11 protein-coding genes are annotated in these 14,065 nt (G+C 35.8%); 5 read left to right on the top strand and 6 right to left on the bottom strand.

Going from position 1 to position 14,065, the window contains the following annotated elements; translation table 11 throughout:
* Position 1: 1 nt before the first annotated feature.
* The 5 genes from AC1DFT_RS00395 to AC1DFT_RS00375 form a co-directional block, all read right to left on the bottom strand.
* Positions 2 to 604 carry an LAGLIDADG family homing endonuclease gene (locus AC1DFT_RS00395; protein WP_477916594.1) on the bottom strand — a complete coding sequence of 201 codons (603 nt, stop codon included), beginning with the start codon at positions 602 to 604 and terminating at the stop codon, positions 2 to 4.
* 212 nt (positions 605 to 816) lie between these two features.
* Positions 817 to 3,987, bottom strand: a complete 3,171-nt coding sequence (locus AC1DFT_RS00390; RefSeq protein ID WP_477916592.1) for an ATP-binding cassette domain-containing protein — start codon at positions 3,985 to 3,987, stop codon at positions 817 to 819.
* Between the two features lie 134 nt (positions 3,988 to 4,121).
* Positions 4,122 to 4,532 carry an SRPBCC family protein gene (locus AC1DFT_RS00385; protein ID WP_477916590.1) on the bottom strand — a complete coding sequence of 137 codons (411 nt, stop codon included), beginning with the start codon at positions 4,530 to 4,532 and terminating at the stop codon, positions 4,122 to 4,124.
* Positions 4,529 to 4,855, bottom strand: a complete 327-nt coding sequence (locus AC1DFT_RS00380; protein WP_477916588.1) for an ArsR/SmtB family transcription factor — start codon at positions 4,853 to 4,855, stop codon at positions 4,529 to 4,531. Before AC1DFT_RS00380 ends, AC1DFT_RS00385 begins: the two co-directional genes overlap by 4 nt.
* A gap of 208 nt (positions 4,856 to 5,063) precedes the next feature.
* On the bottom strand, positions 5,064 to 6,458 hold the full coding sequence (locus AC1DFT_RS00375) for an amino acid permease (protein ID WP_477916586.1): 1,395 nt from the start codon (positions 6,456 to 6,458) through the stop codon (positions 5,064 to 5,066).
* A 224-nt stretch (positions 6,459 to 6,682) separates the two neighbouring features.
* Between AC1DFT_RS00375 and AC1DFT_RS00370 the strand changes: the two genes are divergently transcribed.
* Complete coding sequence (locus AC1DFT_RS00370) at positions 6,683 to 8,374, top strand: ribonuclease J (RefSeq protein WP_477916948.1); 1,692 nt, start codon at positions 6,683 to 6,685, stop codon at positions 8,372 to 8,374.
* A gap of 5 nt (positions 8,375 to 8,379) precedes the next feature.
* Entirely contained in the window at positions 8,380 to 8,640 is a 261-nt protein-coding gene (locus AC1DFT_RS00365; RefSeq protein WP_477916585.1) for a (4Fe-4S)-binding protein, read from the top strand.
* Between the two features lie 37 nt (positions 8,641 to 8,677).
* Here AC1DFT_RS00365 and AC1DFT_RS00360 read toward each other — a convergent pair whose 3' ends face one another.
* On the bottom strand, positions 8,678 to 9,979 hold the full coding sequence (locus AC1DFT_RS00360; RefSeq protein ID WP_477916584.1) for a CitMHS family transporter: 1,302 nt from the start codon (positions 9,977 to 9,979) through the stop codon (positions 8,678 to 8,680).
* Positions 9,980 to 10,215: 236 nt separating this feature from the next.
* Here AC1DFT_RS00360 and AC1DFT_RS00355 point away from each other — a divergent pair, with 236 nt between their 5' ends.
* Genes AC1DFT_RS00355 through AC1DFT_RS00345 form a run of 3 tightly spaced genes read left to right on the top strand, consistent with a single transcriptional unit; the run spans position 10,216 to position 14,015 of the window.
* Positions 10,216 to 11,766 (top strand): spore germination protein, encoded by a 1,551-nt coding sequence (locus AC1DFT_RS00355; RefSeq protein ID WP_477916583.1) that lies wholly within the window; start codon positions 10,216 to 10,218, stop codon positions 11,764 to 11,766.
* 16 nt (positions 11,767 to 11,782) lie between these two features.
* Positions 11,783 to 12,904: a GerAB/ArcD/ProY family transporter gene (locus tag AC1DFT_RS00350; RefSeq protein ID WP_477916582.1), complete on the top strand. Its 1,122-nt coding sequence runs from the start codon at positions 11,783 to 11,785 to the stop codon at positions 12,902 to 12,904.
* Positions 12,891 to 14,015: a Ger(x)C family spore germination protein gene (locus AC1DFT_RS00345; protein ID WP_477916581.1), complete on the top strand. Its 1,125-nt coding sequence runs from the start codon at positions 12,891 to 12,893 to the stop codon at positions 14,013 to 14,015. Before AC1DFT_RS00350 ends, AC1DFT_RS00345 begins: the two co-directional genes overlap by 14 nt.
* Positions 14,016 to 14,065: the final 50 nt, after the last annotated feature.

The raw sequence follows: 14,065 nt of genomic DNA, 5'->3' as shown, positions 1-14,065 counted from the left end.
CTTAACCCCAAGATTTGTAAACACTTAAAAGATCTTTTGCAAAATTTTCACTACCAGTAGTTACATTCATTACATAACCTCTGTCTTGTACCCAGCCATCCCCATCAATCATACCTTGTACGAAGGAAGATAAATATTCTTCTGGTACATCTGTTAATGATTTATTTGGAGTGATTCCTAGTATAGCAAGATCTTCTTTCATAATCTTCGAATTGACAATTAATGTTGGAGTCTTTTTAGTTTTTCCATATGGTGCTAGCACGTAGTCCGCTTCTAAATAGGTTGCTATCACCTGCAATATTCTCTCGTCCTTTTGGGAGAAATTTATAGTATGGGTATCTTTATTTATATGGCCATCCGTTACTAAAAGTCCTGAAACCCAAGCCATATCATGCGACCAAACTTTGAAAAAATGTTCATTTACTTTATATTTTCTTGGCCTACCTGAATATTGTTTTCTATTAGTAGGTACATTGTGTTTATGTACTACATCCAGTATTGCACCTGAAGTTAGTCCAATTACCGTCTGCATCTCTTCATGTGTCATACCGCTTTTATACATCTCTATAATCATTTCATCGGTTATTCCTCGTTTTCTAGGCATAATTCTATCCCCCCTGAATAGCTTTACACTAATTATAGGAACAAATGTTCTTTTGGTCAATAAACAACTGAGAAAATGATAAAATCTGCTTTAATTTGCACTTTTCATATTCTATTTACTAGACAATAGCATAAAAACTCATTTGCTATTTATTATTGCAAATGAGTTTTTTATTACTAGCTGAGATCTATCTATGTTTTAATAATTGAAATTTAATTATTTTGCTCAAGGCATTCATAAACCGCCATCAAATCTCGTTTATTTAACTCGCGTATACGATTGAAAATTGGAATAGCTGCGACAGTTTCAGAATATAAGTTTTTATCCACAACATCACTTACTGTCCCAGAGTGCCATGTTTCAACTGTTATGCCTTCAATAACTTCCCCAAGTCCTTCGTCATTGATACCACTTTCATTACAACTAACACACGGTATCGTTAATTTATATACGCCGTCATGAAGATTATCCTCCGTAATTACTTTCTTTCCTTTACAGAACGGACATGGATGACTTTTTTTAACTTTATTTATTTGGGTAACAATTTTTTTATATCCAAATGCCTCATAAACATAGGTTAGTTTTTTGTATTTTCCATTAGTGAAATACTGATCAATGATTTTTTCTCTTGTCTCCGTGATATTGTCAAAGTCACAGATGGTAACCTCGTTGTTTGTACTGATGGATTCGATATTTTCTTTAATTCTTTCCCAAAATGGCAAAACATTTTGTAATACTACTTCATAACCAGCAAAGCTCGCCATTTCCAATTCGAACATTTTCAGTGCAACTTGTGTTTCTCTAGGTAGCAGAGATACATCTTCCGTTAAAGTCATCTCTCCCCCGACAATCGATTTCATTTTTACCAGTTCCGGTAACATCCCTACCGTTTTCAACACTTGATCTAGTGGCTGATGAATGATCTCCCGAATATCCGTGTCGCCAAATTGGAGTTTTTTATGATGGTTTAATACAGTACCTAGACAAATCGGACAAGTAACTTTTTCTTTGGACTCTTTCATTTGTTCCTTAATTATTGATTTTGAAACGACCATATACATGCCCAGAATGGTGTTAAAACCTACCCATGTTCTACGCGCCTTACCTTGCTTATCATAAAATGACTTTTCAAAATAGCCGTACCAAAATGTATGTTTTTCTTCATCTGACATGTCATTATAGCTTTTTGTCAGGTCATGACCGAGCTCATTTTTAATCTCTTCAAAGATAAATTCTAATTTGTTATATTGATAATATTTTAATACTTCCATCACATCCTGATACAAAAGACCATCCCAGAATGGAACATTTTTGTCTTGTATAACAAGTTCTTTATCAAATATTTCAATCTCTAAACGTCCTGTGCATGATGGGCAATGATTATCCTGCGTAAAGAAATCAAAACTTCTTGTATCTTTATTAGTTGGGTGAGCAGCCACAATATGGTTGATCAAACCGCCAATTTCATAAAGAAAACTGTATTGGCTATACAAATGTCTTTCCAGATCAATGGCAACCACTGGTGCAATTTTATGCGATTCGTATTCTCCATAAATCAAACGTGCCATGGAGGATAAGCTTTTTAAAATGCCACCCTTATAAATGTTTTCTGCGTTTTTAAAATAGTTGATATGATTTTCTGCTAAGTAATGAATACCCGTTTGCTGCTTGAGTGTGGAAGAGATAGATGTCGGAGTAATGATATCTACTTGATTTTGAAGACGATAATAATCATCATGACTAACAACATCTAAATGTTCTACAGGTCCAAGTTGTCTTTTCCCAAAATCAACGATAAAATCAGCATTTTCAAGCATATAAGCATTATGTTCAATCATAATCATCGAGACCGATTCGTCTTCTAGAATAACCCTGACACTATCCATGAATTGATTTAATATATTTTGTGATAAACCTTTTGAAGGCTCGTCAAAAATAAAAAGCGTATGTGGATTTTTAGAGTTGGCAAATAGCTCAGAAACTAAATGGACACATTGAAATTCGCCATTCGATAAGGATTGAGTTTTTCTTTCCAACGTCAAATAACCTAGTCCAAGTTTGATCAGTAAGCTTAATCGCTTATGAGCAATGTCTTCGTTTGGCAATTCATCAATAATGTCTTCAATCGAGCGCTCGAAAATATCATCAATATCTTCACTATATTTGGTAAGCTTCTTTTTTATATCAAGAAAGGTCGCTACGGTTGAACGACTGGTAATCGATTGGTTTCGATTTTGCCCTACTATTACTAATTTATCTTTTGGGTATCGCTTCAAAAAATCTTTCGCTATGCACTCATTGACAAGTGTGGATTTACCACACCCAGACTCTCCTGTAAAAGTGACAATTCTGTTTTTAGGAATTCGAATTTCAGCCATTTGTATATTACGACTGTAAAGATCATGAAAATGATAATATTCTGTTGGCATTTCCTGATTTCGATCCCGATTGATTGGTTTTGGACGTGGGGATTCTTCTACAATTTTACCGCCGTACTTACCACTACCTGGTCCAAAGAACAATTGCTTATCCGACGTGTCAAGTACTGTGTCTGAATGATCAATGAGCCAAATTTGATTTTTATAGCCTAATTGTTTAATCTGCTCCAAAATTTTAAGCAACGTTTGGCGATCAAGACCGACGGATATTTCATCTATAATAATAACCGTGTTTTCACTTGTCGCCATGAATTCTGCCAAGTAAAGTCGTGTTAGCTCTCCACCTGACAATGTTCCCATAATGCGATTTATTGTTAGGTAACCAATATTCATATTGATCATGTTTTGGAGAATATGTTGTTTCTCTTCACTAATATGTAGTTCTTCTGCTAGGGAAAGAATCGATTCTATACTTAAGTTGTTAATATCGGAAATACTATGGGCTTGACCCAATAATTCGATTTTGTATTGCAGTGTTTCTGTATTATAACGGCTACCCTCACACTTTTTACATTCGACATTTTTCGTAGTCCCTCGACCTTTACAACCCGGACACCAGCCTAACTCATTATTAAATGAAAATACTTCCGGAGAAAGATTAAATTTTTCAGCTAGACAAACGCGAATGTCTGTAAACACACCAGTATGTGTGCCGATTGTTGAACGAGGATTGGAAGAAATGGATGATTTTCCGAGGAAAAGCACTAAAGGCATTTCTTCCATCTTGATTGCACTGAAATTGGTTTCCATAATATCGGGAAATAAATACTGATACTCAGCTTTTGGCAATAAAGAAACGAGACGCTTTTTAGACTCTTCCCCAATTGTTTGACAAAAAGTCGTTTTACCAGAACCAGATAAACCAGCAATTCCTAATGATTTATCCGTTGGTAATGCCACTTCTAAGTGATTAATATTGTTTGCAATTAATTGATTTATTTTCATAGTGACATCCTTTCTATTTCCTAAATTCCGTATTGTGATGTTTGTAAAAAATACGCCTTATCATAATGAAAGAGCGCAATTCTCATTAGGGAATTGCGCTCTATTTTAAATGGATGAAAAAATGAATTTTACAGTTATGCTAACAGTTTTTCAAGCTTATCTGCCATATTCGTCCAACCGTATGTTGCCCCTTCAATAGCTCCTGGACGAGCTTTTGTTTCTTCACTAAATCCAGATTGATCGAGATGTAGTTGAGTAGTCCCGTCTGCTCCTTCAGTCAAAGTCCAAGTAACGGTAGTCGTTTCTCCAGCACTAATCCAAGTGTAAGATAATTTATGTGGCTCGTCCACTTCAAGTACTTCCCCATCTACAATGCCGTCCCACCATTCGGAAGGCTCTGCCTTAAACTGAAATTTATAGCCAACAATCGGTTTAAAATTATTATCCCATATCCATTTAGCGAGCTTATCGGAATCTATTAAAGCATTCCACACTTGCTCCACTGATTTAGTAAATTGAAAGTCTAAAGATACATCTGGTTTCATTTTTCTTCCTCCAATAATAGATTTAGTTTAACAATTCTTTCTTTCCAAAATCCTTCGTAATATGATACCCAATCTTGAATTTCCCGTAGCGGAGTGGCATTTAACCGATACCTTGTTTCTCTACCAACCTTACGAGCAATTACAAGATTGGCATCTTTGAGAATAGCTAAATGCTTAGAAACGGCTGTACGTCCCATTTGAAAATGAATCGTTATCTCATGCAAAGGTAATTCTTCAACATCTGACAGCATTTGAAGTATTTTTCGTCTTGTTGGATCAGCAACAGCGTCATATACATCCCGTTCTTGATTTTTTTCGTTCAAAATCCCCCCCGCCTTTTCATAAATATTCCCTGTTATGTCACCTATTATACTTCCTAATAGCTTAATACGACACCTTTTGTTGTCCCATTAATTATAGGACACCAAAAGGTGACATGTCAAGTTTAGTTATCATTTCATTAAGTTGCCCTTTATTGAAGTAAGGAATAATTAAAATCCCCTGTCAAAACAAAAGACAGAGGATTTCTACTTAACCTTGATGGTTCTTAATCGTAGCGCTTTCTAATAGTGAGCTTTGTTTGACCTTTACTTTACGAATGGAATAAATGACAATCAATAGAATAAACCAAACAGGTGTTACAAATAATGCAACACGAGTATCCGCTGAAAACGCTAAAATGACAAGAACAAATACTAGGAAAGCAAGAATCATGTAATTGGCAAATGGATAAAGCGGCATCTTAAACTTGTTTACTTCTGCTAAATCAGGTCTAGTTTTTCGATATTTTAGATGACAAACGACCGTAATTCCCCATATAAAGATAAAACAGACAGTAGATATACTAGTAATTAGCGTGAATACACCTTGTGGCATTACATAATTCAAAAAAACAGCAATTAAAATAACGATTGTCGAAAAGAACAATGCATTCGAAGGCACTTGATGAGAAGTCAATTTTGTAAATGGTACAGGTGCATTTTTATCTTTCGCTAGTGAATAAACCATCCGGCTTGTACTGAATATAGCGCTATTACATGCAGAAGCTGCAGATGTGAGCACAACAAAGTTCACTATTCCAGCAGCTGCAGCAATACCTACCGCTACAAAGACTTGTACGAATGGACTTTCCATTGGATTGATCGCATTCCATGGATAAATACTCATAATGACAATCAACGCCCCAATATAGAATATTAAAATTCGAATAGGGATATTATTAATCGCTTTCGGAATTACTTTTTCCGGATTTTCCGTTTCTCCAGCTGTCAGTCCAACTAGTTCAATACCTACAAAGGCAAACACTACCATTTGAAAGGACAGAATAAATCCATTAATACCATTTGGGAACATGCCGCCTTGGCTCCATAAATTCGTGAAACTAGATGTTCCTGCGTCGGTTGAAATACCTTTAATAATCATGAAAATACCGACAACAATCAATACTAAAATCGCAATCACCTTAATGAGTGCGAACCAGAATTCCATTTCACCAAAAAGCTTTACTGTTGCAAGGTTCATAATTAGTAAAATGACAAGTGCAATTAATCCTGGCATCCACTGTGGCACTTCTGGAAGCCAATATTGTGTATAAAGGCCGACTGCAGTTAGATCGGCCATCGCGATTGAAATCCAGCAAAACCAATAGGTCCATCCTGTGATAAATGCTGCCATATTCCCTAAATAATCTTGTACAAAATCTACAAAAGAATGATAATTTAGATTGGATAAAAGCAGTTCTCCTAATGCACGCATGATCAAAAAACAAATGGTACCTGTTATCAAATACGCAAATAATATGGAGGGACCTGCCAAGTGGATAGATCTACCTGCTCCAAGGAATAATCCGGTTCCTATTGCTCCACCAATAGCGATTAACTGAACATGTCTGTTTTTTAACCCTCTCGCCAGCTGCTGTTCTTGCATATAGTTTCCCTCTCTCTCTCTAAAACTCATTCAAACTTTTGAATAGTTAAAAAGTTTGGAATTAAAATATAAATAAAAGTCTAGCATAATAATAGTTAATTCGACAATGGTTAAAATCTAACACTTTAGAAAATACATTGAGGATATTTTATGTTTTTAACAAAAAAATTCCTTATAGCCATACTTATAAAAGATGCAGAATAGGAAATACTTTGAACATGAATATGAAGTGGAGGAAAAGTCTATTGAATACAACGGATGAAAAAATATCCATTTTTGCCCTTGGAGGCGTAAATGAAATTGGTAAGAATATGTATGTGTTGGAATCTGAAGAGGATATTATCGTGATCGACTGTGGCTCCAAGTTTCCAAATGAAAGTCTCTTAGGTATTGATTTGATCATCCAAGATATTTCGTACTTACAAGAGAACCAAGAAAAACTCAAGGCGCTAATCGTCACACATGGACATGAAGATCATACGGGAGGCATTCCCTACTTCTTAAAGCAGCTAAACGTCCCAATATACGCTACTAATTTAACCTTAGGGCTAATTGAGTTAAAGTTAAAAGAACATGGCCTTCTAAGACAGACAAAACTATTTATGATTGACAGCGAATCAGAGCTGACATTTGGGACAATAAGGACAACATTTTTCAAAACTAGTCATAGCATTCCTGACTGTTTAGGAATAGCATTTCATACTTCACAAGGTACAATCGTCCATACTGGAGATTTTAAGTTCGATTGGACTCCCGTCGATAAACATGGTCCCGACATTCACAAAATGGCTGCGCTAGGTGAAAACGGTGTACTTCTACTCCTATCTGAAAGTACTAATGCGGAAAGACCAGGCTCTACCCCATCAGAACGGCTTGTAGGAGATCATATTGAAGAAGCATTTCGTCATGCACCACGGAAAGTTTTCATCTCAACATTTGCTTCTAATGTACACCGTATTCAGCAAATTGTAGATGCAGCGATTAAGACAAATCGAAAGCTAGTTCTGCTAGGACGTAGTATGGTCAATGTCGTATCTGTTTCCATCGAGCGTGGTTATTTAGAGGTGCCTGAAGGGATGATCATCGAAGCAAATGAAGTGAACGCAATGGACCCAGAAAAAGTAGTCATTCTATGTACAGGAAGTCAAGGAGAACCGATGGCCGCACTATCTCGTTTATCGAGCTCAAACTTTAGACAAGTAGAAGTTCTACCTGAAGACACGGTTATTTTAGCGGCAGGTCCTATTCCGGGGAACGAACGAAGCATCTCCCAGATAGTAGATAATTTATTTCAATTAGGAGCCCGCGTTATATATGGTTCCGGTAGTGTTACGGGACTTCATGTTTCGGGACATGCTTGTCAAGAAGAGCTGAAGCTAATGCTTACTTTGATGAAGCCAAAATACTTTATCCCTATTCATGGAGAATATCGAATGCTACATCAGCACCGGCTATTAGCAGAATCGGTAGGAGTAGAGAATGAACATATTTTCATTGTGAACAATGGGGATGTCGTGGATATTACGAACCAGGAGGCCATTCAAACGCGGAGTGTAGATGCCGGGAATGTCTTCGTAGATGGAATCGGTATTGGAGATGTTGGAGAAATCATCTTACGTGATCGTAAATTACTGTCAGAGGACGGCATGCTAGTTATTGTTACGACCATTAGTAAATCACAAGGAAAGATTATTACTGGTCCAGATACCATTTCTAGAGGCTTTATATATGGTCCAGAATCTGGGGAGCTTATAAACGAAGTGAATGAAATCGTTAGAACTACTATTAATAAAATGAAAGAAAATAGTCGAAATCAACGCGTATTAAAACAAAACATAAAAAAATCAGTGGAAAAACATTTATATTCTCGAACAAAGCGGAAGCCAATGATTCTTCCTATTATGATCGATGTGTAACTGCCTTGGAAGATGAAAAAGCTTTACTACAAACAGGATATAAGAAATATACTGGCCATGAAGTCGATGTCTATTTTCACTCGGGAAAATGCACACATGTAGCCAATTGTCTAAAATATTTACCTTCTACCTTCAATATGAGTAGAAAACCTTGGATCTTACCTGATGCAGCACTTAGAGAAGATGTGAAAAGAGTGATTGCCACATGTCCCAGTGAAGCATTGATGTTTATCGAAAAGAAAGTCACTAACCTTCCTACAAGGTAAAATGCTACCGCAATTTAAGTGGTAGCATTTTGTCTATCTATAATGTAATGGCACCTGTCAATACAGCTGCAATCGTCATAACAACACAAGTTCCAAAAGCCCATTTAAAAAGGAATTTTTGATGTTCTCCAAAGCTCACCCCGACTAAGCCGATTAAGATAAAGGTAGCAGGAACTAAAGGAGATAAGGGAAACCCAGCAGTTGAATGTCCTAGTAAAGCTGCTCTCCCAATTTCTACAGGATCAATCCCAAAACCAGCCGCTGTTTCACTCAAAATTGGTAGAATACCAAAATAATAGGCATCTGGTGAAAATACAAGTCCCATTGGGATACTAGTAAGTGCTACTATAACAGGCATATGACTTCCTAAAGATGCAGGTATAACAGAAACTAGAGTGGCCGCCATCGCATCCATCATTCCTGTGCCGCTGAAAACGCCTGTAAAAATTCCTGCAGCAAAAACCATGGTACTAATCATGACGAAATTATTCGCATGTCTTAAAATTTGATCTTGTTGTTTTTGTACATTTGGGAAGTTAACTACTAATGCAATAGCAAATGCTGTAGCAAATAATATAGCAATCGGCAATACATCCATTACAAGTAAAACCATTAAAACAATCGTTAGGAAAAGGTTAAACCAATAAATTTTAGATACGCCTTTTCTATCAACTGTTGTAGCTGCTAGTTCTGCAACTGTTGGTGTTGGCTCTTCTAATACAATTACCCCAAGTCTTGCTCTTTCCTTCTTCCCTAACAAATAAGCTGAAAATAGTGTCCATAATAACCCCGCTATCATAACTGGAATTAAGGGGATAAACAGATCAGACACTTCTACTTGTAGACTTGCTGCCGCTCGTACAAGCGGTCCACCCCATGGAATAATATTCATCACACCTGCTGCTAAAGCTACTACACAGGCTAAAACTAATCGACTCATCCCAAGTCGTATGTATAAAGGAAGCATTGCAGTAACCGACACCATGAACGTGGAAGAACCATCTCCATCTAAGCCTACTAATATGGTAATAACAGCAGTAGCTAAAACTACTTTTAAAGGATCTCCTTTTACTAGCTTTAAAATTCGGTTAATCATCGGATCAAATAGTCCTACATCAATCATTAATCCAAAATACAATATAGCAAAAACAATCATAACTGCAGTAGGCGTCACTTTGATGATACCGTCCATCATCATCTGCCCCATATCAGCATAAAATCCACCGATTAATGCAAACACCACAGCTACTCCTATAAAAGCTACTACTACGGAGAGTCGCTTCGTGATTACTAAAAATAAAAAAGTAACAATCATCAAAAAACCTAACAAAGCCAACATGAATAATAATTCCCCTCTAGTTCGTGTATTGAATCACGAATTTTCTAAGTATATGCAATATATTTTATAAAGTATAAACTATTAAGTCAAGTTGAATTTTTTAGAATATTGCTAACAACCTTAGAATGCTTCCTATTTTTTAGATATTAACGAAAGTTACAGATATAAGTATAGATAAACCCTTACTCGACCACTCTATATATCAAGAAAGAAATGAGAGGAGACTAATATTCTAAATGAAATTTAAACTGCCTTTCAAGAAGAAGCAAACATCTGCAGCAGATGATGTAACTATGGAAGATCCACGAAAAGAAGATATAGAAAAAGAAGATCCAGATAAAATTACTCCATCGAACAATGATTTTATTCAGTCTATAAAAGATGCTACCCATAATCCATCTGATTTAATCGTTAAATATATTTCGCCAAATCTTACCCTTATTTATATAAATAACGTAGTAAATGATCAGACTTTAAATGATCATATTATAACCGATTTACAAAATAAATATTATGACTCGCCGGAAACTATCAAGTCTGCTCTTTCGATACCAGAGGTAGATATATCTAGTCAACTGGAAGAAACAGTAGCTTCGCTAGTAAATGGGAGCGTCCTTATCTATATCGAAGGATACGTAGAAATAGTGGTGGCGAATATTCCTAAACGGGAATCGCGAAGTTTATCAGCACCTGAAAATGAATCACAAGTAATCGGTGCACAAGTTGGATTCAATGAAAGTCTTTCCACTAATATTTCATTAGTTCGCCGCTATATAATAAGTCCTGATCTATGTAATGAAGAAATTAAAGTCGGGACGCGCACCAATACGTCCCTTTCCCTTATATATATGAGTGGTATAGCTTCTGATGAAATGGTAAATACACTTCGCCAAAGAATAAAAGATCTGAATGTGGATGCTTTACTAGATAGTGCCGTTCTTCTTGAAATGATTGATGACAATACGCTTTCTCCTTTTCCTCAAATGCTTTTGACGGAAAGACCGGATAGGTTTTGCGATGGTCTATTAAATGGCAAATTGGGAATTATCGTTGACGGTAGTTCCATGGCAATTATTTGCCCTCAATCATTTCTTGAGTTTTTTGAAAGTAGAGAAGATCAAAATCTACGATGGCAAGTTGCTACATTCATTCGCCTATTAAGATTTGCTGCGGTTTTTATATCCGTTTTTTTGACACCTATATATGTAGGTGCGTTGACATTTCATTATGAAGTAATTCCACAGGCCTTCCTAGTTCCACTAAGTGAATCGAGGGCGCTAGTCCCTTTCCCACCTGTACTTGAAGCTTTAATTCTGGAATTCATCATTGAACTACTGAGAGAAGCAGGGTCAAGATTACCTACAAAGATTGGACAAACAATTGGTATTGTTGGGGGTATTGTAATTGGAACAGCAGCTGTACAAGCAGGGATTACTAGCAATATATTGCTTATTTTTGTTGCTTTAAGCGCCTTAGCGTCTTTTACGACACCAAGTTACGCTATGGGGAATGTTATTCGTCTTATTCGTTTTCCAATCATTATACTTGCTGGCTTTTGGGGATTTTATGGAATTATGCTCGCCTTTTGTTTCCTACTCATTCATTTATTACGTCAATCTAGCTTGGGGGCACCCTATATGGCTCCTTTCTATCCTCCTAGATTTGGGGATATGCGAGATAGTATTATAAGAATGCCATTCCCCTATACAGCAAAAAGAGCGGATATTAATAGACCAGCTGATCCAGATAAATTCGAGCCTCAACCTGTCAAACCAGAGAAAAGTTGAACTGAAGGTGAAATAAATGAAAAATTCTATGCAACTTAGCCAAAAAGACATGATTAATGCTTATTTGCTCTTTTATGTGGTTACTAGTGCTCAAATCGGGGTTGGGATTCATGGATTTCAACGTATTGTGTATCAATTGGCAAAACAAGATGCATGGATTTCTGTTCTTCTGGCAGGTATAGCCACTCATATAATCGCCTTTTGTATGATTAAAACATTGGAAATTTACGGTACCGATGATCTTTACGGAATCCATCAAGATGTTTTTGGAAAATGGTTTGGTAATGTCTTGAATACAGTTTATATATTGTATTGTTCCGTCGCATTTTTTTCCGTCCTGCGAAATTATATCGAAGTAATTCAGACTTGGCTTTTTCCAGGATTAGGTACGTGGTTTCTTTCTGCTACACTACTATTAATCACTATGTATGCCTTTACAGGTGGCCTTCGAGTGATTGTTGGTGTTTCTTTTTTTAGTGTTGTACTCGCTTTATGGATCATCCCTCTGTTTTTCATTCCTTTAAAATATGGTTCACTAGAAAGCCTCTTCCCTATTTTAGAGGCAAATATTGTCTCTATTTTAAAAGGTACAAAATCTATGGCCTTTACGGTTATAGGCTTTGAAATACTTCAAATTATTTATCCTTTTGTAAAAGACAAAAAAAACATCAAAAAACATGTGCATTTAGGCTTATTATTCACTACATTCGTTTATCTGATCATTATATTTGTCTCTCTTTCTTATTACAGTGAAGGAATCTTGGGTAAAACGATATGGGCGACCTTAACTCTGTTCAGCTTTATTAGTTTTCCTTTTATAGAAAGATTTGAATATGTGGCGATCTGTTTTTGGATGCTTGTTATTTTACCTAATCTATGTCTTTATATATGGGCTGCTTACCGGGGGGCACAAAGAGTATTTAAAATAAGTGGAACGAAATTCGTTTGGATTTTCGCTATTCTTATATTTATAGGCACATTATTCGTTCAAAGTAGAACCCAAATAAATTCGATTAACACCCAATATGGAAATATAGCCTTTTATATTATTTTTGTTTATCCTATTTTCTTATTGTTCGTAACGATGCTAAAAAAGAAATATACATCAAAGAAGGAGCAAAACAATGAAAAAAGTTAGACTTTATTTCATTCTTCTTTTCCTGCTCAGTATTTTAGTCGGTTGTACAGAGACAAATATATTGGACCGAGTAGGGTTAGTTACTTTAGTCGGATACGATGTCGGTACGGAAGAAAAAATGGCCACTACTGCAGTTGTTAGAGAAGTAAACCCTGAATTTCAAAGCAATGTAGAAGTGGTTACAACCGAAAACGAAACAAGCAAAGGAAATAGGTTGAAAGCCAATCGAAAATTATCCAAAAAACTTACGGTTGGTCAGATGCGAGTCGTTTTGTTCGGCGAAGAGTTGGCAAAAGATGATCTTCACTTTTACATGGATTCACTTTTAGAAAATCCCAGTGTAAGTAATAGTCTATATTTGGCAGTAGTAGAAGGAGAAACTGTCCCATTACTCCAATATAAATATAAAAATATAGATGATATTGGTCAACATATATATAGATTAATGGAACAAAATATTAAACATGAATACATGATTTCTTCTACTTTACATGAAATTGCACACGATTTTTATATGGAAGGCAAAGATAGTACGATACCAATTATTAAAAAAGAGGGAGAATTAATCGAATTAACAGGTGTAGCCTTATTTAATGGAGGCAAAATGGTAAGCTCACTTCCAGTGGAAGATAGCTTTTATGTGAAGCTTATAAGAGACAGTTTTAAGTCAGGGATATTTGAAACGATTCTTAAAGAAGAAGATATCCCTGACTTTTTAAAAAAAGGCAACACTAAAGAAATACCAATAGCATTTGATGCAATTAACTCTGAAAGAGAATTGAAATTAGTTAATGAGACCACTCCTGAGTTTGATTTGCAGCTTAAACTGAAAGCAAGATTATTAGAAGTATATCCTGATGTAAAACTAGGTGATCCAAAAGTAGTAGAGGGACTTGAAAATGCTATTAGTAAAAACTTATCAAGAGATACATTAAGGATTATTGATCATGCCAAAAATGTACAATCGGACATTTTTGGCTTTGGCGAAAAGTATAGAAGTTCGGTGAGAAACTCTAATTTGACTAAAGAAAAATGGCATGAAATGTATAAAAATATGAAGGTAAATATAAATATTGAGTTTGACATACTTAGAGATGGGGTTTTTGAGTAAAATGTTATATTTACTATTTATCCCGGTTTATAGACTATAATACTCCCCTG

This window comes from Psychrobacillus sp. 05T411, from assembly GCF_056396485.1.
Note: the sequence above shows the minus strand (reverse complement) of the source record. Positions and strands in the feature narration are given on the sequence as shown.